Annotated in this window: 23 protein-coding genes; 13 read left to right on the forward strand and 10 right to left on the reverse strand. The window is 45.6% G+C overall.

Going from position 1 to position 26,919, the window contains the following annotated elements; translation table 11 throughout:
* Positions 1-266 precede the first annotated feature (266 nt).
* From uhpT to R7F07_RS10835, 8 genes are all read left to right on the forward strand, one after another.
* Entirely contained in the window at positions 267-1,661 is a 1,395-nt protein-coding gene (gene uhpT / locus R7F07_RS10800; RefSeq protein WP_021707729.1) for a hexose-6-phosphate:phosphate antiporter, read from the forward strand.
* Positions 1,662-1,799: 138 nt separating this feature from the next.
* Positions 1,800-2,408, forward strand: coding sequence for a transcriptional regulator UhpA (gene uhpA / locus R7F07_RS10805; RefSeq protein ID WP_005376090.1), 609 nt, complete (start codon positions 1,800-1,802; stop codon positions 2,406-2,408).
* Positions 2,408-3,910, forward strand: coding sequence for a signal transduction histidine-protein kinase/phosphatase UhpB (uhpB, locus tag R7F07_RS10810; RefSeq protein ID WP_158173094.1), 1,503 nt, complete (start codon positions 2,408-2,410; stop codon positions 3,908-3,910). The genes uhpA and uhpB overlap by 1 nt, the downstream gene beginning before the upstream one ends.
* A 6-nt stretch (positions 3,911-3,916) precedes the next feature.
* Positions 3,917-5,257: an MFS transporter gene (locus R7F07_RS10815; protein ID WP_005480243.1), complete on the forward strand. Its 1,341-nt coding sequence runs from the start codon at positions 3,917-3,919 to the stop codon at positions 5,255-5,257.
* 124 nt (positions 5,258-5,381) lie between these two features.
* Positions 5,382-6,599 (forward strand): mannose-6-phosphate isomerase, class I, encoded by a 1,218-nt coding sequence (gene manA / locus R7F07_RS10820; RefSeq protein WP_158173095.1) that lies wholly within the window; start codon positions 5,382-5,384, stop codon positions 6,597-6,599.
* A gap of 352 nt (positions 6,600-6,951) precedes the next feature.
* A complete protein-coding gene (locus R7F07_RS10825; protein WP_005376082.1) occupies positions 6,952-8,214 on the forward strand; it encodes a hydroxymethylglutaryl-CoA reductase in 1,263 nt (420 codons plus the stop codon).
* Positions 8,215-8,621: 407 nt separating this feature from the next.
* Positions 8,622-10,190, forward strand: coding sequence for a DUF1800 domain-containing protein (locus R7F07_RS10830; RefSeq protein ID WP_171342945.1), 1,569 nt, complete (start codon positions 8,622-8,624; stop codon positions 10,188-10,190).
* A gap of 9 nt (positions 10,191-10,199) precedes the next feature.
* On the forward strand, positions 10,200-11,525 hold the full coding sequence (locus R7F07_RS10835) for a DUF1501 domain-containing protein (protein WP_158173096.1): 1,326 nt from the start codon (positions 10,200-10,202) through the stop codon (positions 11,523-11,525).
* 85 nt (positions 11,526-11,610) lie between these two features.
* Here the strand turns inward: R7F07_RS10835 and R7F07_RS10840 are convergent, their stop codons facing one another.
* Positions 11,611-12,705 (reverse strand): ketoacyl-ACP synthase III, encoded by a 1,095-nt coding sequence (locus R7F07_RS10840; RefSeq protein ID WP_086047382.1) that lies wholly within the window; start codon positions 12,703-12,705, stop codon positions 11,611-11,613.
* Between the two features lie 162 nt (positions 12,706-12,867).
* On the opposite strand from R7F07_RS10840, the gene trxC reads away from it, so the two are divergent.
* Positions 12,868-13,302: a thioredoxin TrxC gene (gene trxC / locus R7F07_RS10845; protein ID WP_053303657.1), complete on the forward strand. Its 435-nt coding sequence runs from the start codon at positions 12,868-12,870 to the stop codon at positions 13,300-13,302.
* Positions 13,303-13,478: 176 nt separating this feature from the next.
* On the forward strand, positions 13,479-14,639 hold the full coding sequence (locus tag R7F07_RS10850; protein ID WP_017634647.1) for an MFS transporter: 1,161 nt from the start codon (positions 13,479-13,481) through the stop codon (positions 14,637-14,639).
* A gap of 57 nt (positions 14,640-14,696) precedes the next feature.
* Here the strand turns inward: R7F07_RS10850 and R7F07_RS10855 are convergent, their stop codons facing one another.
* Complete coding sequence (locus tag R7F07_RS10855; protein ID WP_171342946.1) at positions 14,697-15,086, reverse strand: nitrous oxide-stimulated promoter family protein; 390 nt, start codon at positions 15,084-15,086, stop codon at positions 14,697-14,699.
* Between the two features lie 14 nt (positions 15,087-15,100).
* Positions 15,101-15,610 (reverse strand): GNAT family N-acetyltransferase, encoded by a 510-nt coding sequence (locus R7F07_RS10860; RefSeq protein ID WP_005387984.1) that lies wholly within the window; start codon positions 15,608-15,610, stop codon positions 15,101-15,103.
* A gap of 136 nt (positions 15,611-15,746) precedes the next feature.
* On the opposite strand from R7F07_RS10860, the gene R7F07_RS10865 reads away from it, so the two are divergent.
* The gene (locus tag R7F07_RS10865; RefSeq protein WP_171342947.1) at positions 15,747-15,938 is read left to right on the forward strand and encodes a DUF2986 domain-containing protein; all 192 of its coding nucleotides are present in this window, start codon (positions 15,747-15,749) and stop codon (positions 15,936-15,938) included.
* Positions 15,939-15,987: 49 nt separating this feature from the next.
* On the opposite strand, the gene R7F07_RS10870 is transcribed toward R7F07_RS10865, so the two are convergent.
* Together R7F07_RS10870 and R7F07_RS10875 are read right to left on the reverse strand one after the other, a co-directional pair.
* Positions 15,988-18,159, reverse strand: coding sequence for a TonB-dependent receptor (locus tag R7F07_RS10870; RefSeq protein ID WP_005376064.1), 2,172 nt, complete (start codon positions 18,157-18,159; stop codon positions 15,988-15,990).
* A gap of 89 nt (positions 18,160-18,248) precedes the next feature.
* A complete protein-coding gene (locus R7F07_RS10875; protein WP_042520969.1) occupies positions 18,249-18,986 on the reverse strand; it encodes a siderophore ferric iron reductase in 738 nt (245 codons plus the stop codon).
* 419 nt (positions 18,987-19,405) lie between these two features.
* Between R7F07_RS10875 and R7F07_RS10880 the strand changes: the two genes are divergently transcribed.
* Complete coding sequence (locus R7F07_RS10880; RefSeq protein WP_005376060.1) at positions 19,406-20,737, forward strand: anaerobic C4-dicarboxylate transporter; 1,332 nt, start codon at positions 19,406-19,408, stop codon at positions 20,735-20,737.
* Positions 20,738-20,824: 87 nt separating this feature from the next.
* Here R7F07_RS10880 and R7F07_RS10885 read toward each other — a convergent pair whose 3' ends face one another.
* Positions 20,825-21,313 (reverse strand): NYN domain-containing protein, encoded by a 489-nt coding sequence (locus R7F07_RS10885; protein ID WP_005387978.1) that lies wholly within the window; start codon positions 21,311-21,313, stop codon positions 20,825-20,827.
* 119 nt (positions 21,314-21,432) lie between these two features.
* On the opposite strand from R7F07_RS10885, the gene R7F07_RS10890 reads away from it, so the two are divergent.
* Complete coding sequence (locus tag R7F07_RS10890; RefSeq protein ID WP_005376058.1) at positions 21,433-21,873, forward strand: DUF4174 domain-containing protein; 441 nt, start codon at positions 21,433-21,435, stop codon at positions 21,871-21,873.
* 16 nt (positions 21,874-21,889) lie between these two features.
* Here R7F07_RS10890 and cobA read toward each other — a convergent pair whose 3' ends face one another.
* The 4 genes from cobA to nirB form a co-directional block, all read right to left on the reverse strand.
* Complete coding sequence (gene cobA / locus R7F07_RS10895; RefSeq protein ID WP_171342948.1) at positions 21,890-22,648, reverse strand: uroporphyrinogen-III C-methyltransferase; 759 nt, start codon at positions 22,646-22,648, stop codon at positions 21,890-21,892.
* A 173-nt stretch (positions 22,649-22,821) separates the two neighbouring features.
* Positions 22,822-23,670, reverse strand: coding sequence for a formate/nitrite transporter family protein (locus tag R7F07_RS10900; RefSeq protein ID WP_171342949.1), 849 nt, complete (start codon positions 23,668-23,670; stop codon positions 22,822-22,824).
* Positions 23,671-23,865: 195 nt separating this feature from the next.
* Complete coding sequence (gene nirD, locus R7F07_RS10905) at positions 23,866-24,189, reverse strand: nitrite reductase small subunit NirD (protein WP_005387969.1); 324 nt, start codon at positions 24,187-24,189, stop codon at positions 23,866-23,868.
* 13 nt (positions 24,190-24,202) lie between these two features.
* Entirely contained in the window at positions 24,203-26,767 is a 2,565-nt protein-coding gene (gene nirB, locus R7F07_RS10910) for a nitrite reductase large subunit NirB (RefSeq protein WP_171342950.1), read from the reverse strand.
* Between the last annotated feature and the right edge of the window lie 152 nt (positions 26,768-26,919).

The following is a 26,919-nucleotide window of genomic DNA, read 5'->3' on the forward strand; positions in this document are numbered from 1 at the left end:
CTTACGCATATTAACCCGCTTGCATTTGAACGCTTTCCAATCCGATAAGAACCCAGTCAAAAACCCATAGATTAGTAAGGATTTTGTGTGACTCTTTTCACGCTTTTCCTCCTTCCTAGGCATTTCTAGGAATTTTTCCTAGCCGATCTAGGCAACCATCTCATGTGCCTCACAAAACCACTCTCTAGAATTCCGCTCAGTCAAAGGTAACAAGAGCGCATAACGGTCTCCGTTGTGTTTCTAAAACAATTACAAGAGAGTTCATCATGTTAAAATTCCTCGAACAGGTGCGGAAGCCGACACTCGATCTTCCTGTCGAAGTTAGAAGAAAGATGTGGTTTAAACCGTTCATCCAATCTTACTTGGTCGTATTTATCGGCTACCTAACCATGTACTTGATTCGTAAGAACTTCAATGTCGCGCAAAACGACATGATCTCAACTTACGGTTTGAGCATGACAGACCTAGGTCTTATTGGCCTTGGCTTCTCCATCACATACGGCATCGGTAAAACCGTTGTGTCTTACTACGCTGACGGTAAGAACACCAAGCAATTCCTCCCTTTTATGCTGATCCTTTCTGGTCTTGCAATGCTTGGTTTCAGCTTCAGCATGGGCGGCGGTAGTGCAAGCCTGTTCTTGATGGTGGCTTTCTACGCTCTGAGTGGTTTCTTCCAAAGTACTGGTGGCCCTTCTAGTTACTCAACCATTACAAAATGGACACCTCGTAACAAACGCGGCTCTTACCTAGGCTTGTGGAACATGTCACACAACGTTGGTGGTGCGGGCGCAGCGGGTGTTGCTCTTTTCGGTGCCAACTACCTATTCGACGGACACGTAATCGGAATGTTCGTGTTCCCTTCTATCATCGCGATCATCGTTGGTTTTATCGGTATGCGCTTTGGTAGCGACTCTCCAGAAGCTTACGGTCTAGGTAAAGTAGAAGAACTTTTCGATGAAGCAGTGAGTGAAGAAGACACCGCCGCTGAAGAAAACCAGATGACCAAAAAAGAAATCTTTGTTGAATACGTTCTTAAAAACAAAGTTATCTGGCTACTTTGCTTTGCCAACATCTTCCTTTACATCGTTCGTATCGGTATCGACCAATGGTCAACGGTATACGCGTACCAAGAACTTGGTCTGTCAAAAGAAACGGCAATCTCTGGCTTTACTCTATTCGAAGTCGGTGCGCTTGTGGGTACTTTGATGTGGGGTTACTTATCTGACTTAGCAAACGGTCGCCGCGCATTGGTTGCTTGTGTGTCTCTTGGTTTGATCATCGTATCGCTTGAGTTCTACCAACACGCCACTAGCGAGTTCATGTACTTAGCCTCACTATTTGTATTGGGCTTCTTGGTGTTTGGTCCGCAACTTCTTATCGGTGTTGCCGCGGTTGGTTTTGTCCCTAAAAAAGCAATCAGTGTGGCTGACGGCGTAAAAGGTACATTCGCTTACCTAATCGGTGACAGCTTCGCGAAACTTGGTCTCGGTATGATTGCAGACGGTACACCTATCTTCGGCTTAACAGGTTGGAAAGGTACCTTCGCAGCTCTAGATACCTCCGCCATGATTTGTATTGTTTTGCTTGCTTTCGTCGCTATCGCGGAAGAGAAGAAGATTCGACACGCGAAGAAGCTTCAACTTGCACAAAACCAAGCCTAACTTCTCTGCGCGCTTTACTTCGGTAAAGCGCGCAAGATCATTAAAATGAGTTGATCAATTCAGTATCATTAAAGGTTTTTCTATTGGCTCCTGTTGGAGCTTATTGTTGTTAGTCGTCTGCTCTATTTGGTTGTAATAATGATTCATGTTGCTCTAGTTGATGATCACGTCATCGTGCGTTCAGGTTTCGCACAATTATTAAATTTAGAAAGTGATATTACCGTTGTCGGTGAATTCGGCTCTGTCGCCGAAGCGCGCAAAGGCTTGCCTGCGGTACACCCTCATGTCGTCATCCTAGATATCTCCATGCCAGATGAAAGCGGCTTAAACTTTCTTAGCGAAATACCAACTGGCATTGCCTGCGTGATGCTTAGCGTGCATGACTCCCCTGCGATGGTGGAAAAATCACTAAAGCTAGGTGCAAAAGGCTATCTTAGTAAACGCTGTAGCCCAGACGAACTTATTCAAGCCGTGAGAACCAGTGCTTCTGGCGGCTGTTACCTCACATCAGATATTGCACTTAAACTTGCAACGCCTAGCGACAACACCACCTCTCTATGCCAACTGACAAAACGTGAAAACGAGGTATGTCAGCTACTTGCGACCGGGTTGGATGTAAAGTCTGTCGCGGCAGAGCTTGGCTTGAGCCACAAGACCGTGCATGTGCATCGTGCGAATGCCATCGACAAACTCGGCGTGAAAAACAACGTTGAGCTCGCCAAACTATTTTCTCAAGAGTCCTTTTAATGCGAGCTTACGCTGTTACCACCATTTGCGGACTATTTGTTATGGCTTGCGCCTGGTTCTGCTTATGGGTGATTGCCTATTACTTTGTCAATGATCCCGAACTGGCGATCTTATTGTTTCCTTTCGCTTTACGATTAGGTGTCACCCTACACACTCGCACCGCTTATTGGCCGACGATTTACCTTTCGGAGTGGGGACTTTCCATCGCACTTGCGATGTTACTGGGTCAACCGCAGTGGCTTACCGTGCTGATTGCGAGCATTGCCAGTATCCCGGTCACTCTGATTGCGAAAAAATACTACTACGGTGACCAAAACCGCCACTTAGCCGTCATGGGCATTGTGATCATCATTACCGCCTTCATCAACGTAATGGCGGTCGGATTTCACGTGCCTTCTGTTTACATGGTATGGCTGGCTAGCATTTCTGGAGGCTTGCTCGTGGTGCCTATGTGCTACCTGTTGTGGAGCTATTTGTTCCAAAGTCGTTGGTCTCCGCTTAGCTCTCTCCTACTTAGTAATGCCGTTGTATTTCAGGTGCGCCATATCGTGCTTTATGCGCTGCTTTTGATCGGCAGTATTTTGGTGCAAACCAGCTTGCCTGAAGAGCTAAAACGATTTGCGCCGTTTTGTATGGCGATTCCAATCATCGTGCTTGCTCTGCGTTACGGCTGGCAAGGTGCCCTACTCGCCACCATGCTCAACAGCATTGCGCTGATTGCGGCTCGCAGCGGCGTATCGAATCTAGAAATCACCGATTTGTTATTATCTCTCTCAGCGCAAACCATCACCGGCATTATGCTCGGCTTAGGGGTTCAGAAACAAAAAGACCTCAATCACAAACTGCGCGGCGAACTTGCACGCAATCAGAATTTGTCTCGCCAGCTTATCAAAGCGGAAGAATCGGTAAGACGCGATATTGCGCGCGAGCTACATGACGAAATTGGACAGAACATCACGGCGATCCGCACACAAGCCAACATCATTAAGCGGGTAAATAACACAGAAACACGCGTAGGTTGCGCAGACATGATTGAAGGGCTTTCGCTCAACGTGTACGACACCACTAAGCGACTGTTAAGCAAGCTAAGACCAAAAATGCTGGATGATTTGGACTTGAAAGAATCCGTCGAGCAACTGACGCGAGAGATGGAATTCGCCAATCATGGAACAACTGTTCAACTGAACTGGCAAGGCAATTACACCAGCCTGAGTGACACACTCAAAGTCACCCTATTCCGTTTATGCCAAGAGTCATTGAATAACGCCGCCAAGTACGCAGGAGCGCAGTTGATCAATATTGAGCTGACAATTGGAGAAGCTGCGGTGTCACTGATGATTCACGATGATGGTGTCGGCTTCAAAGTTCAGGACAGCATGAAAGGCATGGGCGTTCGTGGCATGCAAGAGCGTGTGCACGCGTTAGGTGGAAAAATGGTTATCTACTCCACCAGCGATCAAGTGACTGGCACACAAATCAGCATTACTTTACCTAAGGTGTAACTCAAGATGTTTGGATTTTTACGTTCACCTAAATTTACTCAGCCGAGTCTGAGCAACGAGCAAATCGACCAGCGTTACCGCCATTGGCGTTTGCACATTATGTTGGGGATGTACATTGGCTACGCAGGTTTCTACTTTACCCGTAAGACCTTTAACTACGCCGCACCAGCGATGATTACCGATCTTGGCTTAGATAAAGGCGATTTGGGTCTTATCGGTACGCTTTTCTACATTACTTACGGCTGCTCGAAGTTTATTTCCGGTACGATTTCAGATCGCTCTAACCCTCGTTATTTCATGGGATTAGGATTGATTGCGACAGGTCTGGTCAACATCGCGTTCGGCTTTTCTAGCTCACTCGCAGCTTTCATTACTCTGTGGATCTTAAACGCCTGGTTTCAAGGCTGGGGCTGGCCTTCATGCTCCAAGCTGTTAACCACTTGGTATTCACGCTCCGAGCGTGGCTTCTTATGGGCCATTTGGAACACCGCACACAACGTTGGTGGCGCGCTGATCCCTATTTTGGTGGGCTATTTAACGTTGCACTACAGCTGGCGTGAAGGCTTTATTCTACCCGGCATCATCGGGGTATTACTCGGTCTATTCGTTTGTTGGCGATTGCGCGACAAACCCACAACAATGGGTTTACCAAGTGTCGGCCAATGGCGCAACGACGCATTAGAACTTGCGCAAGAAAATTACGGACGTGGCCTCACCTACCGCGAAATTCTGAAATCGTACGTATTTAACAACAAATACATCTGGCTACTCGCGTTCAGTTATGTGTTGGTTTACATCGTCCGAACCGCAATCAATGACTGGGGAAACCTGTACTTGACCGAGCAGCATCACTATAGCCTGATTAACGCCAACGCTGCTCTGTCGATGTTTGAAATCGGCGGTTTTGTTGGTTCATTGGTTGCGGGTTGGGGCTCAGACAAACTCTTTGGCGGTAACCGTGGGCCAATGAACTTGCTGTTCGCGATTGGGATTTTCTTATCTGTCTCTGCGCTTTGGCTAATGCCTCTGACCAACTTTGCATTCCAAGCAGCGGGATTGTTCTCCATCGGCTTCTTTGTCTTTGGGCCACAAATGCTGATCGGTATGGCGGCAGCTGAGTGCTCTCACAAAGATTCTGCCGGCGCGGCAACAGGATTCGTGGGCTTGTTCGCCTACATGGGCGCAGCATTGTCTGGTTATCCACTGGCGTTAATTCTTGAAGAATATCATTGGACGGGTTTCTTCATCACCATTTCAGTTTGTGCAGCCGTCATTGGCCTTTTGTTGCTGCCATTTTTGCAAGCGCAACCATCACGAAAACCACTCGAACCAAAGCCTCGGTTGTAAATCGACTTATCGCCCTTCGGGCAAATTGGCGAGTGACCTAACCGCGCTCGCCCTCCTTATTTAACGTATCTCTGCTCAATTTTTCTTCCGATTCAGTTCGGAGGGTTAACTATGGGAAAAATTCATGATTTTGAATACTATTTCATCGCATAGCTTCTTTCAAATGAACAACAAAATCCAAAACTACGCTTGGGGAAGCACCTCTTCTATTCACGATTTGTTTGGCTTTTCTAACGAAACGAATGAGCCTCAAGCAGAAGTATGGATGGGTACTCATCCAAACGGCTGCTCTGAAGTTCAGGTTGAGCAAAACACGCTGCCTTTGTCTGAACTGATCAAACAAAACCAACCCGCTTATTTATCAGCAGAAACCGCAGCAAAATTTGGCGACCTGCCCTTTCTGTTTAAAATCTTAGCGGCCGAACACGCACTGTCGATTCAAGTTCACCCAAGCAAGCAAGATGCCGAAATAGGCTTCGAAAAAGAGCAAAGTGCCGGGATCCCACTAAACGCAAGCCATCGTAACTACAAGGATCCAAACCACAAACCTGAGTTGGTGTACGCGCTGACAAGTTACCAAGCCATGAACGGTTTTCGCTCGTATGCCGAGATTATTGAGGCATTTAGCCTTTGCGATATCGATGAGCTACGCGCGCCTCTTGACACATTCAAACGCGAAATCAACTCACAAGGTTTACGAGATTTCTTTGTGCACATTCTGACCATGGAAGGCGAAACAAAAGAGCGAGCACTGAAACAGCTTCTTGCCTGCGCCTCACGTCAATCAGAGCATGGCACTGACAGCGACGTTTTCCAACTCATCTTGGATCTATCCACTCAATACCCCGGCGATGTCGGCTTGTTTGCACCATTGCTGTTGAATGTCATCACGCTGCAACCGGGCGAAGCGATGTTCCTGAGCGCAAGAACGCCACACGCTTACATTAAAGGAACGGGATTAGAGATCATGGCGAACTCAGATAATGTTTTGCGTGCAGGACTCACTCCGAAACATATGGATGTTGAAGAACTGGTTAAATGCACAGATTTTGTGACTAAGCCGTTTAACAGCCTTGTTCTTAAACCCAATGCCAATGGTTGCCAAAGCCTTTATCCGGTCCCAGTGGCAGACTTTAGTTTCAGCATTCTTAACCAACCGAACAATGAAGTGGTTGATGCCAATAGCGCAGAGATTTTGATGGCGATTGATGCCGACCTGACACTCATCAGTGATAACGGTGAGACGTTAACCGCCGCGAAGGGACAATCTGTATTTGTTCCTGCTTACGTTGGCCATTACCGTATTCAAAGTGCGGGACGTGTGGCTCGCGCCTTCAACTAGTTTTTGAACAACCGATTCAAACTAACGTCTGACCCAAGGGACTGGGTTAGACAATTTATTCCTTTCATAGATTGAACCATTCCGCTTTTAAGGCGCTCATGCTTACACCTTGTCGAATCCAAACACCTACAGTCCAGTTTCTCTAAAAGCCATAACCTCCCGGATCTGCCATTTACTGCAACATTCATTGTCAAAACCCATTTATGTCCGGTAAATTCGTCGCTCCAATATCAAATCACTTGGATAATAAAGGCGCTTGCACAGTGGTATTTGTTGCAAAACGTATAATCAACGTTGTAATCAAAGCCTCAATCACTACAATCTCTGGTTCGATTTTTCAGTTAACGTTTGTATGCCGAAGTTAAACCAAGATAACCCTGTTCAAAGCTCCGCCCTTTCCGATATCGAAACCAGCAGTAAGATTCAATCGGCATTAGAACCGAAGTTTCACAAGCCAGAGAAACGTCTCTGCTTAAGCCCTGGCCTGTCGGATAAGCATTTGGCGCGCCGTTGGCAAGTATTGGAACACGTGACCAATAAAGATCATCTCCTTGATCCTTTCACGCAGTCACATTGCGATGCTTACTCCAACAACATCGAGCACTTCATTGGTACTGTTAATGTGCCGGTCGGCATTGCAGGCCCTTTGCGCGTCAACGGCTTGTATGCGAACGATGACTTTTTGGTTCCGCTCGCAACGACAGAAGCCGCGTTAGTCGCTTCCTACAACCGTGGCGCAAATCTTATCACCGCCGCTGGTGGCGCGAGCGCATTGTTACTAAGTGAAGGGGTGAGCCGAACACCAGTATTCGCCTTTAATCACCTTGCTGACGCCGGCCAGTTCGTCAGTTGGGTTGTGACCCAGTTTGACGTATTTCGTCAAATTGCGGAATCCACCACCTCACATGGCAAACTCAAAGACATCAATGTAAATATCGAAGGAAACCATGTTTATTTGGTCTTTGAATACGTGACTGGTGACGCTTCCGGACAAAACATGGTGACCATCGCGACAAACGAAGTGTTCCATCATATTTTGGCGACCAGCCCAATCAAACCAACTCAAGCATTCTTGGATGGCAACTTATCAGGCGACAAAAAACCAAACGCACACACACTGCGCTCGGTACGCGGTAAGAAAGTATCCGCCGAAGTGACCATTCCTGCTGAGTTGGTGGAAAAATATCTGCATACGACGCCGGAGTCTATGGTTCAATTTGGCAAAATGACCACGGTGGGTGGTTTACTCAGCGGGACAATTGGCGTCAACGCGCATTACGCAAATGCCCTTGCCGCGCTTTACATTGCTTGTGGTCAAGATGCCGCTTGCGTTGCAGAGTCTGCCATTGGAATCACTCGTATGGATGTGGACGCTCAAGGCAACTTGTACGCGTGCGTGACCTTGCCAAACATCATGGTGGGAACGGTTGGCGGTGGTACTGGCCTTCCAACGCAAAAAGCATGTTTGGATATTTTGGGTTTGCACGGCAACGGCAATGCGAAAGCGTTAGCCGAAGTCGCAGCTTCGCTTTGTCTGGCTGGCGAACTCTCGATTGTGGGCGCATTTTGTGCCGATCACTTTTCTCGTGCTCACCATAAGCTTGCCCGAAAATAACCTTTGTTGCTTTGTACAAGAGAACATCCGTGTGGTTTTCTCTTGTGCAAACCAATGGACTTTATTTATTGGCTCAATAATTTCTTGAAACTAACTTAAGCCTTAACAAACATACCAATCTCTTGTTAACAGTACTTTAGCTGTCCCCCTTCTATATCCATTGCGATACCTCTGCTTGTTACTCTTCATTGGCCATATTTAATATCAGTATCTTAGAAAAAATAGCATCAAAAAATTCTAGCACTATAGTACCAAATTCATCGTTTGAGTTTTTTGTTCACCACTTATTGCTACTATACTCGCCTATGCAGCTGCTTGATTTTCATAAATTTACTAAACAGCTCAAAAGAGCTTAATAACTCCCGTTAAATGGACTTAAATCGTTACTTCGGGTAAGCGAGTTAACTATGAGACGTCAGAAGCTAAATAAAATCTCTGCTTGGGTACTAGGATTGGCTATCTTATTGCTGAGCCATGTGTCTAATGTATCAGCACAAATACAGCAATCCCCATCCGATCAAACCGTTGCGCGTTTTCTCTATCAAACCTCTTTTGGACCAACACCTGCGTTAATTAATGAGGTTAGGGAAAACGGGTTAGAGGATTGGATACAGAAACAAATCAACCTGCCAGCAACCTACCATCAACCACTTTATCAAACGCCTTTTTCTAAAGGCCTACAGTCAAACCGAGAAAATGCTTGGTATCAAATTGTTGTTACTGCTGAAGATCAGCTTAGGCAGCGAACGGCTTATGCATTGAGTCAGATCGTAGTCGTTTCTCGTTATGGCGGCGTTCTTTCCAGCAAACCTACAGGGTTAGTGAATTACTACGATCTGTTGGTTGAGCATGCGTTTGGCAACTACCGAGACCTGTTGTATGACGTTTCCATCCATCCAGTCATGGGGAGCTATTTGTCTATGCTCGGTAGTGCAAAAGAAAATAGTGCGACAGGAACGCTTCCCGATGAGAACTTTGCTCGAGAGTTAATGCAGTTATTCACTATCGGTTTGTATGAACTCAATTTAGATGGCAGTAAAAAGCTAAACCACGCAACAGGCAAACCTATCCCCACGTACAATCAAACTGATATTCAAGAGCTCGCGCGAGCATTAACTGGATGGAAAAATTCCGACATCGCATTCGTGAAACCGATGCGAGTTATCAGTCAAAGACACGACACCGGCGAGAAGCGATTTCTAGGGAACGTGATCCCACCGGGTCTAACCGCACAAGAAGAGCTTTCAAAAGTGATTGATATGTTGATGTCTCACCCAAATGTTGCTCCATTTGTTTCAAAGTTACTTATCCAACGTTTGGTCAGTTCAAATCCAAGCCCAGAGTACGTCGCGCGTGTTGCTACGATATTTAACAACAATGGGGAAGGAGAAAAAGGCGATCTAACCGCCGTTGTTCGAGCCATATTGCTCGACCCTGAAGCATTAGGGATGACGGATACCCCGCCTATAAAAGTGAAAGAACCGATACTGGTCCTGACTAATTTTCATCGAGCATCAGGTTTTACGGTTAAAGGATCACGTTACGAAGACGCAACAACGATGATGAACATCGCTAATCAAGGGCCGCTTCGTTCTCCTTCCGTGTTTAATTTTTACTCTCCAGACTATCAGCCGTCTAACGAGTTTACGGAGTCTGGTATTAACTCTCCAGAGTATGAACTTCTCAATTGGTCTGTTTATACCGATTTGGTCAACTATATGTTAACCAGCACTCGTAGAGGAGATGGTGATTCCTACCACTTCGATCTTAACGAGTTTTATCTTCTTCTGGACAATCACCGTGCCTTAGTCGAATTGGTTAACGAGCGTTTCTTTGCTGGAACGGCTTCTGCTGAATTGAAAGAGCTCATGCTCACCGCCCTGAATGATTATCGTGGGGACTATGTGCCAACAACAAAACTCGCTCTAGTGATATTTACCGCCATTTCTGGCGACGAATTCTATATTCAGGATTAGGAGTGAATTATGGATATTTCACGACGACATTTTATACAAAGCACGCTATCGATGGGCGCACTAGCCTCTCTTAGTCTGCCAGGTTACTCTCTCGCAGCGCCATCCAATGACTTTCGAGCATTAATATGTGTGTATTTAGCAGGCGGAAACGACGCATTCAACACCATACTGCCATTATCGGAGGCGCACTATCATCAATATTCCAAAGTCAGAGGCCCACTCTCTGTCGCCAAAGAAGACATACTCCCTATCAATTTGAGTGCTGTCGATAGCTCAAATCACCCAGTGAAGCTCGGCTTACACCCAAAGTTAAATGCGTTAACTTCCGTTTTCGAACAAGGCGATGCCAGCATCGTGCTCAATAGTGGCATTCTCAACCATCCCGTCACCAAACAAGCTATTGAGCAAGGTGAAGCATCACTTCCCGAGCAACTGTTTTCTCATAATTCTCAAACAGACGCTTGGTTACTTGGTGGAATGAGCGAGTCTAAAAATCTTGGTTGGGCTGGCAGAATGTTGGATGTATTAAACTCTGAATCAGAAATAACACCGCTATACAGTGTGCATGGCAACTCGCTTTGGTTACGGGCAATGGAACACCGCCAAACCGTCCTGAAAAAAGATCGCGCGGTTCAGCTTACCGCGATTGATAACCCTTTATACAAAGGTATCTATGATCGCCTTCTCTCTCATCAAACTGACAATCCATTTAATGGTCATTTTAATTTGATGGTTGATGAGTCGATGGTAATGAGCAGTGTACTGAGCGAGCAACTCAACCACATTGCTGACGAGCCGCTGTTTACGTCGTCGACGCTCGGCAAGCAGATGCAAACCGTGTACAAATTGATAGCAAGCCAAGATGTCCTGAAGCAGCAACGACAAGTCTTTTTCGTTAAACACTCTGGGTATGACCTACACGATTCGCAACTGGCACGTCATCCAGTGTTACTTGAGGATCTCGCGACAAACCTTTTAGCAATGTATCGTGCGGTCGAACGGTTAGGGCTAAACAAGCAAGTCACCTCCTTCACTATGTCTGACTTCGGTCGACGGATGATGAGCAACGGAAATGGTACCGATCATGGCTGGGGTGGCCATCAACTATTAATTGGAGGCGCGGTAAATGGGAAACAACCTATCGGTACATGGCCGGAACTAATACTGGGCGGAAACGATGATTACTCTCAAGGCCGACTCATACCCAAAATTGCCGCTGATCAAGTTGGTTCAACACTAGCGCAGTGGATGGGCGTGAGTGATAACGCTGCACTGGAATACGTGTTCCCGAACATCCGTAATTTTACCCATTCAAACCTGGGTTTTATGTCGTAAGATATTTTACAGGTAGCTGTAGAACACATCATCAAATAAGGGAGCCTCGCGCTCCCTTACCCATCTTATGTTTGCAGAGTGTCCGTTACACCTCGTCTCGACGGCGTTCGTTGCACAGCTTAATTGCGCGCTCTAACAACTCAAGTGCCGATTGCTTACATTCAGGTAATGCAGCATCACTCTCAGAAATTGGCGTTACACGGTCACCCCATTTCAATACTGCCGCCCCCCATGTCAAACCTGCACCAAACGCAGCAAGAAGCATGTTATCACCAGGGTTAACTCGACCTTGCTCTACCGCTTCACACAATGCAATTGGCACCGTCGCAGCTGAAGTATTGCCATAGTTTTGAATGTTAACAAACGCTTTGTCGTGTGGAATTCCAGACAGGTCACACAAGGTTTGAATAATACGAATATTCGCTTGATGCGGAATCACAACATCGATTTGTTCCGTCGTTAACTGTGATGCTTTCAGTACGGTTTTCGCAGCTAGCCCCATGCCTTTTACTGCACGTTTGAAAATTTCTTGTCCTACAAAGTTGAAATCCCAGTAACCGTTGTCTTCCGCAAAGCGATCCATACAAGTGCCAAACTTTGGTACGGACAGAATATCGCGGCCTTTTGCGTCACAACCGATTTGAGACTGTAGTAAACCCGTTTCTTTTTCCGTTCTTGATAACACAACGGCGCCCGCACCATCACCAAATAGAACCGCGGTATCTCGCATTGCCCAATCGATGTAGAAAGACAATCTTTCCGCACCAATAATGATCGCGTTACGATAGTTACCTGATTGAATCAAACGTGTGCCCGTTTCTAGGCCATAGACAAATCCCGTACATGCGGCATTTAAGTCAAAGGCAGCGGCTGCACGAATACCTAGGTTCTGCTGTACCTTAGACGCGATATTTGGAATCAATGAATCTGGTGAACAAGTCGCCACAATGATTAAATCCACGTCTGTTGCATCGACGCCTGCTCGAGCTAATGCATGTTTAGCAGCAACGGTCGCCATGTCTGACGTGTTTACATGACTAATACGGCGGTTTTCGATACCAGTGCGGGTACGAATCCACTCATCGGAAGTATCGAGGAAAGTGCTAAGATCATCGTTAGAGAGCACGGCTGGCGGAACACATTTCCCCCAACCTGTAATTTCAGCGTAATAATTTGTCATCGCAGACCTATTTATTGTTGTATTTTAATAAAATTTCTTAGAACCTTAGGCTCAAATATAAACCTGCGCTGCGTTATTTCGGCAGGTTAAAAAATAAGTATACAAATAATGAGGCTGACTGGTAAGTCATGTTTTCATCAATACGTAATAAAGGAAGAAGTCATGTCATCGTTTAAAACTCGCTGCCCTTCGTGCGGCGGTCTAAATCGTGTCCCTAATGAGCGCGTTGCCGAATCTGCAACTTGCGGTAAATGTAAAAGTGCACTTTTAGACGGCTCGCCTATCGAAGGTACACAAGATAACTTTTCTGCTCTATTACAAAGTGATATGCCTGTTGTAGTAGATTTTTGGGCCCCATGGTGCAACCCGTGCGTTGGTTTTGCTCCTGTTTTCTCTGATGTTGCTCATGAGCAAGCCGGAACGGCTCGTTTTGTTAAGATTGATACCGAAGCTCAACAACAACTTGCGGCGCAATTTGGTATTCGCAGTATTCCTACCATTATGGTTTTCAAGAATGGTCAACGCGTTGATATGATCAATGGTGCGTTACCTAAAACTCAATTCGATCAATGGTTAAATCAAGTACTTACTAAATAATCTTCCACGCCAACCTTGTTTGTAGGTTGGCGTTTTTATGCAACTTATCAACCTATCTAGTTAACAAATATTATTTGTCGAAACGACTTAAATTTATCATTTTACTTGCCTAACTATTAGCCTCATATTCGCGCCGAATAACCCTTAGATTTCATTTAACTTATAGGCGCAAAACAGTGGAAAACACAGTCGTTCCTGCAGCATCACCACGAGTTACAGTTCCAGTCGTCGCACTGTCTCTTTATGCGGTGGCTTCGGGCTATTTAATGAGCTTGATCCCTCTCATGCTCGGTGAATACAACATCTCAGCAGATTACGCGAGTTGGTTGGCGAGTGTGTTTTATGGCGGCTTATTAACCGGTGCTATTTTTATTGAACGTATCGTACGTCAAGTTGGTCACCGTAACGCGTTTATTGGTTGCTTGGCCGTATTTTCGCTAACTATCGTCACACTACCCGTGTTTGCTAACGGATTGATGTGGCTTGCCGCTCGCTTTATTGCGGGTATCGCGGTTGCTGGTGTTTTTGTCATTGTTGAATCTTGGCTAATGTCTGGAGACGAAGCATCGCGTGCGAGACGTTTGAGCTTGTACATGCTATCGCTTTATGGTGGTTCAGCATTAGGCCAGTTTGGTATTGGCGTGCTTGGCGTAAGTGGCGGCGTTCCGTTTATTGCGATCACGACGTTGATCCTAATGGCGATGCTGGTGCTAATGTTCATTGAGTGTGAGCAGCCAAACAGCCATGAATCAACCGCTTTATCATTTAAGCAAATTGCCAAACTAAACCATGCAGCAATTATTGGTTGTGTTGTTTCAGGTTTGACCTTAGGTGCGATCTACGGATTAATGCCAGTTGAGTTAACTAACCGTAAAATTAGCCATCAAGACATTGGTACATTGATGGCGCTAGTGATTTTAGGTGGCATGCTAGTTCAACCAATGGTGACCGCGTTAAACAAATACATGAGCCGCACAGTGCTAATGGCGTTTTTCTGTATTTTGGGTATTTTTTCGATCGGTATGACCTTTATTTCCTCGTCAGCCGTGGTATTGGCTGCTGCATTATTCTTTTTAGGTGCAGCTACTTTTGCCTTGTACCCGATAGCAATCAACTTAGGTTGCGAAGGACTTGATGAACGCTTTATTGTCTCTGCGACACAAGTCATGCTGTTTAGCTACAGCATCGGCTCTGTTGCTGGTCCTGTTGTCGCTGATAAATTCATGGGCCAAGAACACGGCTTGCTAGGCTACTTGTTTGCCGCTTTGGTTGCGACTGGCGTATACATGCTACTTGCTGCGAGCAAAACCAAGCAGCGTATGGCCGCTGGCCTCTAGCCACGCCGCTTCTACTCAACGAACTCAACGAAAACGAGGGCATGTTGCCCTCGTTTTTTATTCTTCGCATTTTTTTTTAGATAAACGCTTGTGACGGTTTGACGCGTTCGCTGCAGGCTTTTCCGGTACCATGCGCTTTTCATGAAGCAAATGACGAACCGCCAAGATGGGATGTTTCAGTAACATTCTGGGGCCAGAGTAACGCATGACCAAACGCATTTGTTCTTTCGGCTCTGGTTTGTAGCAGTGAATCGGACATTTATTACACGTCGGTTTATTCTCTCCATAAGGACAGCGGTCGAGGCGCACTTCTGTGTATTCAAGCAGCTCACGACATTCTGAGCATAAGTCACGTTTTGTTCCATGATGGTCATGACAGTAAACCTCTACCATGGCTTTTACTGTCTTAAATTCAGTGGCGAGTTTGCCAAGTAAAATATCGCTCATGCGCTATCCAAAAATCACAACATCATTGTGTAAAGTTCTAACGTGCGGCCATTATCATATTGCTGCTCAACTCGTTCAAACTCAAAGCCCAGTTTTTTGAGCAAACTTATACTACGAATATTGTCATTGTTGGTGATGGCAACCAAATTATCGAGTTTCATTTCCTCTCTAGCGTATTCCAGCACTGCGGTTGCAGACTCCGTTCCGTAGCCGTAGCCATAAGCGGAAGGTAAAAATCCATATCCGAGATCATAGTGTTGTAATGTGTCACGTTTAACCAACCCACAAATCCCGATGGGTTGCCCATCTTCTTTCTTCTCTACAACGAGTAAACTCACGCCTTTAATTTGTTGCATGCGTAGCATGTTTTCTTTTATGTAACGCGCCGCTTCATATTCGGTACGAATTTGTTTGTCTCCGACAAAACGGTAGAAGTCTGGGTGGTTATAAAGTTCTAGTATAAATGGTGCATCATCTACACTCACAAGACGCAGTATCAAACGTTCGGTGTACAGTGTTTTCATTTGGGCTCCATTAAAACGCGATAGATGATTGGACATAGGAACGTACTTGAATTTTGCGACCGATACCGGCGCTTATTTAGTTGTAACTTGATAAAAAAGTAACTATCCTGCCTCGCTAAATTAAAGGACCACCACCATGAACCGCAAGAAGAAAATCAATCAGATCTTGAAAGCGAAGCAGAAGAAGCATAACGCTAAGCTACATAAGAGCAATAAGCCGCGTTATATCTCCAAAGCTGAACGCGCGAAAATGGAAGCTGAAGAACAAAACCAAGCTTCAGAACACACGGAAAACGTTGTAGACACAGCGAAGACAGATCAAGCCTAAAAGAAAAGCCGCTTCAAGCGGCTTTTTTGATATTCGGAGATAGTTAGCTTTAGTATTCGACACTGTAGTTCAGTGTGAATGTGCGACCTCTTCCTTTGTAGTCGTACGCTGCTGCATCGTAGTGTGCTGCATAAAGAATCTGCGCACGTTGTCCCCAAGCGGTTGTGTAGTCTTCGTCAAATAGGTTTTGAATACCAAAACCTAACTGCCCGATAGGTAGTGTTACGTTACCAAGAAGATCAAACGTAGTGTATCCATCTAGTTTATTGTTTGCGTCATCTTCGTAATCAAACATCGTCTGGCTTTGTAAACGTACTGAATAGCCATCCTGATAGTAAGCCGCCCACGCGTTCGCTTTTGATGTACTTGCTTTACCCGCACTTAGATCTTCCCACTTACCGTTGGTTTTCAGCTCAGAAACCACATAGTGACCTGATGCACCTAACAAAATATCACGGTTTACCCAGTAGTTAATGTTTGCTTCGGCACCGTATACACGTTGCTCGTCATCAACATTGGTGATTAGGAGCGTCTTCTTGTCATACTTGATTGAGTTATCCGACACCGAGTAGTAACCCGCCGCTTGCAGTGCGACAGTATCCGTATCTAATCGGTAACCAATTTCATAGCTGTCCGTTTTGATGCCCGACATTTTTGAGTCAGATACATTAATGCTATTGTTCAACGCGTAGTGACCATTTGCATCCGCGGCATCGTAGCTACCTTGGCCGTAGTACTTTGCAGGATCAGCGAGTTCGAAACCTTGAGAGAAGTTCGCCCAAAGCTGAGATTCATCGTTAAGCTGATAAATGGTGCCCAAATTAAATAAGCTCACAGAGTAGTCAGTGCTGCCACCTGGTACCGCATCCGCTGATACACCATTACCCGATGCGATCTTCTTTTGTATACTATAGGCAACAAAATCATCAATCTTATTGTCCATGTATTGGTAGCGGTAGCCTGCTTGTACTGACCAATCTTGATTGATTTGGTAATCCCCCTGGACAAACATTGCGTAAGACGCCACATCAACATCAGGGTAACGCCCCACTTCGGCATAGGTTCGATTAATTAAGTTCCCAGAGCTGTTCGCAATGGTTGGATCGAACAGAGCCTGGTTACTTTCAAAACGGTCTAAGTACGCATCGACACCATAAACAAGTTTGAATGACTCCCAGCTTTTAGCTAACGCTAAGCGCCCAGCAAAAACTTCTGTTTTTTGTTGAGAGGCACTTTGGTAATAAGGAGTAAAGGTTTGGTCTTCACTACGGTAAGATAACTCGCCTATCAGTTGATGACCGAATACGCTGTCGTGAGCGTAGTTCGCACTTAAGAGAACTCGCTCTGTACCATGTTCACGGTCGGAATCGAACCCCTCTCGTACATCAACAAATTTATTGTTAACAATGTACAAACCGTATGGCGAATCTTGCTGGCTGTCATAGTATTGTGCGACAAGGTTTAACTTGCTGGCATCGGAGATTTGAATCTCGGTCGATCCCATAACATCGAGCGTTGAATTATACTGCAAAGAGCCCTGTGAAATGTCTGGGGTGACAATGTCGCCATTTGCGTCAAATGCACCTTGTGTCTCGGTGTACACAACCGAACCTCTAGCGGTAATTCGCTCATTACCACCCGAGATAGACTGAGCGAGTTTGTAATCAAAGTCATCGCTGCTATTAAAACCTGTAGTGCCACTCACGTAGGATTCAAACGACAAGTCATCCGAGTACGCTTTCTTGGTGATAATGTTAATAACACCACCAGTAGCGCCTGCCCCATAAATGGAGGTTGCACCAGATAGTACTTCAATTCGCTCGATGTTGAATGGGTCTATTGCGTCTAACTGACGACTAATCGGGCGAGAAGACTGTAACGAGACACCATCAATCATTACCAACATTGCTCTACCGCGAAGGTTCTGACCATAGTTAGTTCGACCACCGGTGCCGACGTCTAAAGAAGGGATGGTTGCAGAAAGAATATCACCCAGTGTCTTGCCCGCACGATATTGCTGAGCAATCTCTTCTTGGCCAACAAACCAAACCGTTCCTGGAATATCGGAGATCGATTTCGGCATCACACTGCCTACAACAACCAATTGCTCATCGCTCGGAGTCGATGTTTGTTGAAGATCTTCTGCTGCTATTGAGCTAACTGCGTATCCACTGCTCATCGCAAGTACGATGAGATTGAAAGAAAACGTCCTTTTCATCATTGTATTTATCTTTTTGTTGTCAACAAGAGCATGCAATGATACTTATTCTCACTCTCAAATCGAGCACTGTTACACAAGTTAAATAAATGTTAATTAAGAACCTTCTTGCTCATAAGCTGTCGATTTTCCTCTAAACGAGGACAATCTGCACAAAGCTTTCTGCCTTCACACTTATAGACTAAACAACAACTTTTTCTTACTAACTTTAGCGGCTGATCAGATTCCGTCTCATGAAGTGAGCGGCTATTATCAACATCCAAACCCATTGCGCTTAGCCACAAGACCGCATGCTCCTGAAGTGTCGAGTTAGTCATTTGCGGAAAGCGCTGTTGGAGACGAATTAAACAAGCCATGATTCCGTCCGACATCAATTGATGGGTGAAGCCAGGACGAATGCGTGTCCATTGACTCATCTCTTGTTGATAGAAGTCGAACAGTTCTCGGATTTGACGCCCCGCCTCTTTTATCAACGCTTCTGGCTCGCCATGTATATGCGCTTCGTCGGCGAATCGGTACCCAGAAACAAAACAAGGTTTGAGGTGCTGCGCTATCTCGCGAATGTTTGGCAACGTGTGGTAACCGTAAATAGAGATGAATGCGACATAAACTGGCTGCCAACAAAGTAAATCCCACGTTCTTGTCAACCAATATGCTTTTCCCGCTTCCGGATGAGCCTCCGAGATTTGCTGGTAAAGGCCTTGGATGATCGGGTTGATATCATTCTCGATATGGATAGCTTCTTGCCCTATCTCGCCGATATCACCGTGTAGGTAAGGTGTAATCTCACTCGAAGTTTGAAACAGTTGCGGGAAAAATTGCTCAGACATGATGGCTTATTGTTGGTGTAGTCATTCTGACACCTTTATACCCAAGCACCAATCGCAATGCAAACTATTATCCTTTGCGTTTTCATAACAAAGAAGCACTCTTAGGGTTAGTTATGAATGTATTTCCGAGTTCTGTGAAGCTGTAAGGTCTGGTTACGTATGCGATGAATAGCAACAAACTCTTAAACCTCTTCGCATTTAACGCTCACATGATCGCAAAAATACACAGCATAAAAACACCCTGATAAAACTGTGTTAACAGTTTCCCTGTGTAGCGTGAGTTATTGCCAATAATTGAATATTGCTGTTTCTTATCCAGCGGATTGTGAACAACATGAAGTATTTTCTTTCTGAATATCGAGACAATACAAAGAGGTAATTTGGCTATGTAGCCCTCTGTTTTGAATAAGGAAATCCACATGTTGTATCTTGAGTTTCTATTTTTGCTCGTGATGCTGTATATCGGCTCACGTTATGGTGGTATCGGCCTTGGGGTCGTATCCGGAATTGGCTTGGTGATTGAAGTCTTCATCTTTAAGATGCCGCCAACCTCTCCTCCTGTCACCGTTATGTTGATCATTTTAGCGGTGGTAACATGTGCTTCCATTCTTGAAGCCGCCGGCGGTTTGAAATACATGCTGCAAGTTGCCGAGCGTGTGCTTCGTAAGAACCCAAAACGCGTCACCCTTATTGCTCCGTTCGTGACTTACTTTATGACCTTCCTACTTGGTACAGGTCACGCGGTTTACTCTATCATGCCAATCATTGGCGACGTTGCGCTTAAAAACGGCATTCGTCCAGAGCGTCCTATGGCTGCCGCTTCTGTCGCGTCTCAAATCGCAATCACAGCCTCGCCAATTTCAGCGGCCGTAGTTTACTACTTGGCGCAACTCTCTGATATTCAACACGAGATCACTCTGCTCTCAATTTTGCTCGTTACTGTGCCTGCAACCTTATTCGGTACGTTGTTGATGTCACTTTACAGCCTAAAGCGTGGTAAAGAGCTAGACGACGATGAAGAATACCAAGAGCGTTTGAAAGATCCTGTGTGGAGAGAAAAAATCCTCAACACAACTGCAACGTCTCTTGATGAAGTACTACCAACAAGTGCTCGTAACTCTGTATTGCTGTTCATTGCATCGATCTTGGTTATCGTCGTTATCGCGATGTGGCCAGACATTCGTACCATCGTAGATGGCTCGAAGCCAATCAGCATGGCCGTTGTGATTCAAATGATGATGCTCTGCTTCGGCGGTATCATTTTGCTTGCGACCAAAACTGACCCGCGCGACGTACCAAATGGCGTGGTATTTAAATCTGGTATGGTGGCGGCGATTGCTATCTTCGGTATTGCATGGATGTCAGATACCTACTTCCAGTACGCTATGCCTCAATTTAAATCCGGCATCGTAGAGATGGTAACCAACTACCCTTGGACATTCGCGCTTGCGTTATTCATTGTGTCGGTTGTGGTGAACTCTCAAGCTGCAACGGCTCGCATGATGCTACCTGTTGGTCTCGGCTTAGGTTTGGAACCTGCGCTGCTTATCGGCTTGATGCCAGCGGTATACGGCTACTTCTTTATTCCCAACTACCCTTCAGATATCGCGACTGTGAACTTCGATACCTCGGGCACAACTAAGATTGGTAAGTGGTACTTCAACCACTCATTCATGTCTGTGGGCTTAATCGGCGTGATTGGTGCGTGTTGCTTGGGTTACTTGCTAGGGCAAATGATCATTCCTTCGTAACTAGCCAAATCAACGATAAATTAGAGGCGAGTCATTGTACATTTTCGTACAGCCTGAGTGACTCGCCTTTCTTTATTGCACTATTAACTACAGCAAGAAATCGTCATCAATCGCTACAAAATTGTCGGCACAATCAATCAGAGTTTGAGATGTAAGTTTAGGTACACCATAAACGGTCACCGTTTTATTGAAGCGCTGCTGAATTCTCTCTACTAGCAGACTAAAGTCTCCATCTCCCGAAACTAGAATCACTTCCTCAACTTCGGGAGCAATTTCAATTGCATCGAGAGTAATACCCACATCCCAATCGCCTTTCGAGCTGCCATCACGACGCTGGATGTAGGGTTTAAGCATCACCTCAAATCCAACACCACGAAGAATATGGTGGAACTGACGTTGCTTGGGATCATTGCTCGCAATAGCATAAGCACGAGCACTTACCACCTCTTTCCCTTGTGTGGCAACATACCAAAACTGGTTGTAATCAAAATTGCTTCGATACGCTTCGCGACAGGTGTAATACACATTCTGTACATCAACCAAAATGGCGATTTTTTGTTTGCTTTCCGAACTCATCTATTTCTACGCTCAATTTATTTGCTGCCTACCCTATGCCAGTTTTGGAAAAAGCACAATGAGCCAATTCCACTAAACTTAACGTATAAAAAGTTATTTGGGTTTCTAGGGGGACTGTCATGGGCGGAAAGTTACTAGTGATACTACTTTCTTGTATCTTGTCATCGACAGCATTTGGTTATCCAGCGCACTCCAAATACTGGCCACATAGAAGTGTGCTCTACTTTGCGCCGGAAAATGATGAATACGTCAAACAATTCTTGCTAGAAACACTTATGAATGAGTGTGAGTTGGAAGACAGAGATGTCGTCACACTTGTCATTACAGAACAAGGTTATACCTTTCCTGCTTGGCTTAAAGAAGAGTTCGACTTAAAAATGCTAGCTCGTCTTTATGAGGTCGAAAAAGGTTCTCATACCGCTATTTTGCTTGGTAAAGATGGTCTAGAAAAGCACCGCTGGGGCGCAGAAACAGACTGGCCGTTTATCAACAACCTCATTGATCAAATGCCTATGCGTAAGCAAGAAATGCAGAGGCAACAAAGCCCCTGTAAAATATAGTCACTTCTGAGCAGTATTACTTTGCGAACCAATCCAACTTGTTGTGAAGTTGAGTCACGCTGCCAACCACAATCAATGCTGGGCTCACGGCTTGCTCTGCCATGATCGATAGCTCGTTCAACTTTCCTTGGAACACGCGCTGCTCTGGGCTCGTACCGTTTTCAATAATGGCGCATGACATCTCAGGATCTAACCCATGAGTGATCAGCTTATCCATAATATGGCCGCTTTGCTTCAAACCCATATAGAACACAAGTGTGTTGTTGGATTGCGCTAGTGAATGCCATTCAATCTCACGACCATCTTTTTGTACATGACCAGTGATAAATTGAACGCTTTGTGCATGGTCGCGGTGTGTTAATGGAATACCAGCATAAGCCGTCGCGCCCGCCGCCGCCGTAATACCCGGAACCACTTCGTATTTGATGCCAAATTCGGCTAGCTCTTCTAGCTCTTCACCACCACGGCCAAAGATAAATGAGTCCCCACCTTTTAGGCGCACAACGCGTTTACCCTCTTGCGCTTTCTGCACCAAGATTTGGTTAATTTGATCTTGAGGCACACAGTGAAAGTCCAATTTTTTTCCTACGTAAATCATCTCTGCTGATGTATGGGCCAACTCAAGAATATCTTTTGATACCAATCGGTCGTACACAACAACTTCAGCCGCTTGAATGGCTTTTAAGCCTTTTACTGTGAGTAAATCAGGATCACCTGGACCTGCACCAACAAGAGAAACAAAGCCGCTGTTTAAAGATGAGTTAACAGTTGTCATATCAACGCCTATCGAAAATTTGGACATAAAAAGTAACACTCAAGTCATTAACTCAAGGTTAAAATCACCCCAAGGAGTTATTACTTTTTATAGCTAAATCAATACAATACTTATCGAAAGTTAAATGAGTTGAACAGCCCTACCTATCATAGGTAGGGCCAGATAAAAGCGGTTTATTTTGCGATTGCAGGCTGTGCTTTTACTTCTTCTTCAGCATTGATAGAAGGCGCAGTTTTAGCGTGAGTTAGGTACAGTGGAATACAAGTCATTACTAGACCACCAACAATGTTACCTAGGATGGTTGGGATAAGGTTGAAGTTCAACCAAGTCGCGATACCAAAATCCGCACCTAGAATCATACCTAGTGGGAATAAGAACATGTTTACTACTGTGTGCTCGAATACTAGTGCGAAGAAGATGAAGATTGGGAACCACATCATTGCTACGCGACCAGACACTGAACGTGCCGTCATGTTGCCGATAACGCCTAGACACACCATTAGGTTACAGAAGATGCCGCGTACGAAACATGTGATCCATCCGTCCATACCCATGTTTTCAAAACCAAGGCTACGCGCCGTAGAAACAGCGACAAATTTCTTCGCTACTGCGTTCAGTTCTAGAGAGAAGTTACCTGTTAGAGAGATAGCCACTAGGTAAGCAACGATCAGAGAACCGATAAGGTTACCCAAGCCTACAAGACCCCAACAACGGAAGATACGACCCCAAGTGATGCCCGGACGGTTAGCAAACTTAGCCAGAGGCGCTAGACCAAAAACACCGGTTACTAGGTCGTAACCCATCACACTTAGAATCACGAAACCAACTGGGAAGACAAGCGCACCCACGATGCCAATACCGGTTTGAACCATAGTGGTAATAGCAACGACAACGGCTAGCGATAGGATGATACCCGCCATAGTACCGCGAAGTAGCAAATCGCGAGTGCTAGTGTTGGTTTTCGCTTCACCCACGTTGATCATGGTTTGAACGAATTCTGCAGGCTTATAATCAGTAGACATGAATGTGTCCTTATCCAAAATTGAAAGTTAAAAAGTTAAAGATTGAATAGAGAAAGGCTTCCCGTTGACACCTGAACGCTGTCTACAACACCTCGCTTCCCTGTTCCCCTGAGTTGATGCTTGGAAAGCCTTTGTCTATTAAATCTAGGTTTCAGTTCATTCCCTCCCCCTAAGAGGAGGGAATGAAAACCAAGCTTACGCAGAGATTTCTACTTCGCCGTTGGTTACACGCGTTTTGTACGCTTTCACGCTAAAACGTTCGTCTTCCATGCACGCACCTGTTGTCAGGTTAAAGCGCTGCTTCTTAAGTGGGCTTGCCACCCAAAGTTCGCCTTGGTGCTCACAGATCAAACCGCGAGAAAGCACGTTTGATTGGAAGAACGGGTCTGTGTTGCTGATCGCCAGCACTTCTTCTGCTTGTGTTGGGCGAAATACCGCAACTTGCTGACCATCAACCAGTGCACAAACACCTGTGCCCGGTACGATGTCGCTGATTTGGCAAATCTTTTCAAATGACATAATCAACCTTCCCTTATGCTTCAGTGATCGCTACGTGTAGGATGTCGCCTTTCGCTTCAGGGTGCTTTTCCGTGAAGGTTGCTGGGCGGTGCTGTTCACGCTCTTGTACAAACACAACGTTGTCATCGCGCTTGTCAGAGTTGATGAAGTGCGCGAAACGAGTCAGTTGTGATTCGTCGTTGATGGTCGCAGTCCACTCACACTCGTACTCGTCTACAAGCTTCGCTACGTCTGCCTCTAGTTGAGAGTTGATACCAAGCTTGTCGTTAACAATCACTTCGCGTAGGTAGTCAACGCCACCTTCCATGTTTTCCATCCAAACTGATGTGCGTTGTAGTGGCGCAGCAGTACGGATGTAGAACATCATGAAGCGGTCGATGTACTTGATTAGTGTTTCTTTATCTAGGTCACTTGCAAGTAGGTCTGCGTGACGAGGCTTCATACCACCGTTACCACATACGTACATGTTCCAACCTGCATCAGTCGCGATAATGCCAAGGTCTTTACCTTGTGCTTCCGCACACTCACGAGTACAACCAGAAACACCGAACTTCATCTTATGAGGGGTACGAATGCCTTTGTAACGGTTCTCGATGTAAGAACCCAGACCAACAGAGTCTTGAACGCCGTAACGACACCAAGTTGAGCCCACACATGTCTTCGCCATACGAAGTGCTTTGGCGTACGCTTGACCTGTTTCGAAACCAGCGTCGATAAGCTTGCGCCAGATCTCTGGAAGATCGTCTTTTTGAGCACCAAACAGACCAATACGTTGAGCACCGGTTACTTTGGTGTATAGGTTGTATTCTGCTGCAACGTTCGCTAGCGCACCCAGTGCTTGAGGTGTTACTTCACCACCCGCCATACGTGGGATAACAGAGTAAGTACCGTCTTTTTGGATGTTACCTAGGAAGTTATCGTTCGTGTCGTGCAGCTTAACCAGTTGTGGCTTAAGAATGTGCTCACCCCAGCAAGAAGCCAAGATAGAACCAGCCAGTGGTTTACAAACTTCACAGCCGTAACCTTTACCGTATTTCTCTAGAAGCTCATCAAACGTTTTGATCTCTTCAATACGGATTAGGTGGAACAGCTCTTGGCGTGAGTATGCAAAGTGCTCACACACGTCGTTCTTCACTTCGATACCAGATTTAGCAAGCTCAGCATTTAGAACAGACGTCACTAGAGGAATACAACCACCACAGCCTGTACCTGCGCCAGTCACTGCTTTGATGTCACCCAATGTATGGTGACCATCAGCAACTGCTTGTGCGATCTTGCCTTTTGTCACGTCGAAACATGAACAGATCACTGCGCTTTCTGGTAGAGCGTCTGCACCTAATGCTGGTTTCTCAGCGCCTGCGTGTGCAGGAAGGATCAACGCATCTGGGTGTTCTGGTAGGTCGATTTCGTTCAACATAAGTTGAAGCAGGTCGCCGTAGTCAGAGGTGTCACCAACCATAACCGCGCCAAGCAGTTTCTTGTTGTCTTTAGAAACGATAAGACGTTTGTAAACTTCTTGTTCTTCGTTCTGGTAAACGTAACTCTTACAGCCTTCAGTACGACCGTTCGCGTCACCGATAGAGCCTACTTTAACGCCAAGAAGTTTCAGCTTCGCAGACATGTCAGCGCCTTCGAATTTGCTTTCTGTGTTACCTAGTAGGTGATCAACGGCAACTGTCGCCATCTTGTAGCCAGGAGCAACAAGGCCGTAGAACATTTCGTTCCAAGACGCACACTCACCAATCGCGTAGATGTTCTCATCAGAAGTCTGACAATGGTCGTTGATAGCAACACCGCCACGAGGTGCCACTTCTAGCTCCATTTGGCGTGCTAGTTTGTCTTGTGGACGAATACCTGCAGAGAATACGATGAAGTCTGTTTCTAGCTCTGAACCGTCAGCAAAACGCATAACGTTGCGTGCGTTTGTGCCTTCTGCCGCAATCTCAAGCGTGTTTTTGCTGGTGTGAACGTTCACGCCCATACGCTCGATCTTTTGACGAAGTTGGTTACCACCAGCAAGGTCAAGTTGCTCTGCCATTAGTTTAGGCGCGAACTCAACAACGTGCGTTTCTACACCCAGTGCTTTCAGTGCGCCTGCTGCCTCAAGACCTAGCAGACCACCACCGACAACAACGCCTGATTTGCTCTTCTTCGCACACGCTTCGATCGCTTTAAGATCTTCGATAGTACGGTAAACAAAACAGTCTTTGCTTTCGTGACCTTTGATAGGTGGAACAAATGGGAATGAGCCAGTAGCAAGAATCAGCTTGTCGTATTGAACTTCACGGCCAGTGCTTGAGTAAACAATGCGGTTTTCACGGTTGATGTTAATCGCGCGTTCGCCGATCAGCATGTTAATACCGTGTTTCTCGTAGAAGCCTTCTTTTACTAAAGAAAGTTCATCTGCAGTATGGTGAGAAAAGTAAGAGGAAAGGTGCACACGGTCGTATGCGACACGAGGTTCTTCACAGAAAACCGTAATGTCTATATTAGACATATCAGCTTTCTCGACTAAGTCTTCAATATAACGGTGCCCTACCATACCGTTACCGATGACTACTAGCTTCAACTTGCTCATTATAATTCCTAAGGGTTAGGTTCTTATCACTGAGCTCATTGTTAATTGTGAAAGAAAATTAATACATGATGTAAATCAATTACAATTTCAAACTACCCTAAAGGGGTAGATGAACGTATTTATCTGACTATTGCGAAATAAAAAGTAATTTA

Source organism: Vibrio sp. YT-16, assembly GCF_033337405.1.
Classification (GTDB): Bacteria; Pseudomonadota; Gammaproteobacteria; order Enterobacterales; family Vibrionaceae; genus Vibrio; species Vibrio alginolyticus.

Bases quoted from the DNA above. Each gene is read 5' to 3' on its own strand.
- uhpT (WP_021707729.1), top strand. From the start codon at position 267: ATGTTAAAATTCCTCGAACAGGTGCGGAAGCCGACACTCGATCTTCCT.
- uhpA (WP_005376090.1), top strand. From the start codon at position 1,800: ATGATTCATGTTGCTCTAGTTGATGATCACGTCATCGTGCGTTCAGGT.
- uhpB (WP_158173094.1), top strand. From the start codon at position 2,408: ATGCGAGCTTACGCTGTTACCACCATTTGCGGACTATTTGTTATGGCT.
- R7F07_RS10815 (WP_005480243.1), top strand. From the start codon at position 3,917: ATGTTTGGATTTTTACGTTCACCTAAATTTACTCAGCCGAGTCTGAGC.
- manA (WP_158173095.1), top strand. From the start codon at position 5,382: ATGATTTTGAATACTATTTCATCGCATAGCTTCTTTCAAATGAACAAC.
- R7F07_RS10825 (WP_005376082.1), top strand. From the start codon at position 6,952: ATGCCGAAGTTAAACCAAGATAACCCTGTTCAAAGCTCCGCCCTTTCC.
- R7F07_RS10830 (WP_171342945.1), top strand. From the start codon at position 8,622: ATGAGACGTCAGAAGCTAAATAAAATCTCTGCTTGGGTACTAGGATTG.
- R7F07_RS10835 (WP_158173096.1), top strand. From the start codon at position 10,200: ATGGATATTTCACGACGACATTTTATACAAAGCACGCTATCGATGGGC.
- R7F07_RS10840 (WP_086047382.1), bottom strand. From the start codon at position 12,705: ATGACAAATTATTACGCTGAAATTACAGGTTGGGGGAAATGTGTTCCG.
- trxC (WP_053303657.1), top strand. From the start codon at position 12,868: ATGTCATCGTTTAAAACTCGCTGCCCTTCGTGCGGCGGTCTAAATCGT.
- R7F07_RS10855 (WP_171342946.1), bottom strand. From the start codon at position 15,086: ATGAGCGATATTTTACTTGGCAAACTCGCCACTGAATTTAAGACAGTA.
- R7F07_RS10860 (WP_005387984.1), bottom strand. From the start codon at position 15,610: ATGAAAACACTGTACACCGAACGTTTGATACTGCGTCTTGTGAGTGTA.
- R7F07_RS10865 (WP_171342947.1), top strand. From the start codon at position 15,747: ATGAACCGCAAGAAGAAAATCAATCAGATCTTGAAAGCGAAGCAGAAG.
- R7F07_RS10870 (WP_005376064.1), bottom strand. From the start codon at position 18,159: ATGATGAAAAGGACGTTTTCTTTCAATCTCATCGTACTTGCGATGAGC.
- R7F07_RS10875 (WP_042520969.1), bottom strand. From the start codon at position 18,986: ATGTCTGAGCAATTTTTCCCGCAACTGTTTCAAACTTCGAGTGAGATT.
- R7F07_RS10880 (WP_005376060.1), top strand. From the start codon at position 19,406: ATGTTGTATCTTGAGTTTCTATTTTTGCTCGTGATGCTGTATATCGGC.
- R7F07_RS10885 (WP_005387978.1), bottom strand. From the start codon at position 21,313: ATGAGTTCGGAAAGCAAACAAAAAATCGCCATTTTGGTTGATGTACAG.
- R7F07_RS10890 (WP_005376058.1), top strand. From the start codon at position 21,433: ATGGGCGGAAAGTTACTAGTGATACTACTTTCTTGTATCTTGTCATCG.
- cobA (WP_171342948.1), bottom strand. From the start codon at position 22,648: ATGACAACTGTTAACTCATCTTTAAACAGCGGCTTTGTTTCTCTTGTT.
- R7F07_RS10900 (WP_171342949.1), bottom strand. From the start codon at position 23,670: ATGTCTACTGATTATAAGCCTGCAGAATTCGTTCAAACCATGATCAAC.
- nirD (WP_005387969.1), bottom strand. From the start codon at position 24,189: ATGTCATTTGAAAAGATTTGCCAAATCAGCGACATCGTACCGGGCACA.
- nirB (WP_171342950.1), bottom strand. From the start codon at position 26,767: ATGAGCAAGTTGAAGCTAGTAGTCATCGGTAACGGTATGGTAGGGCAC.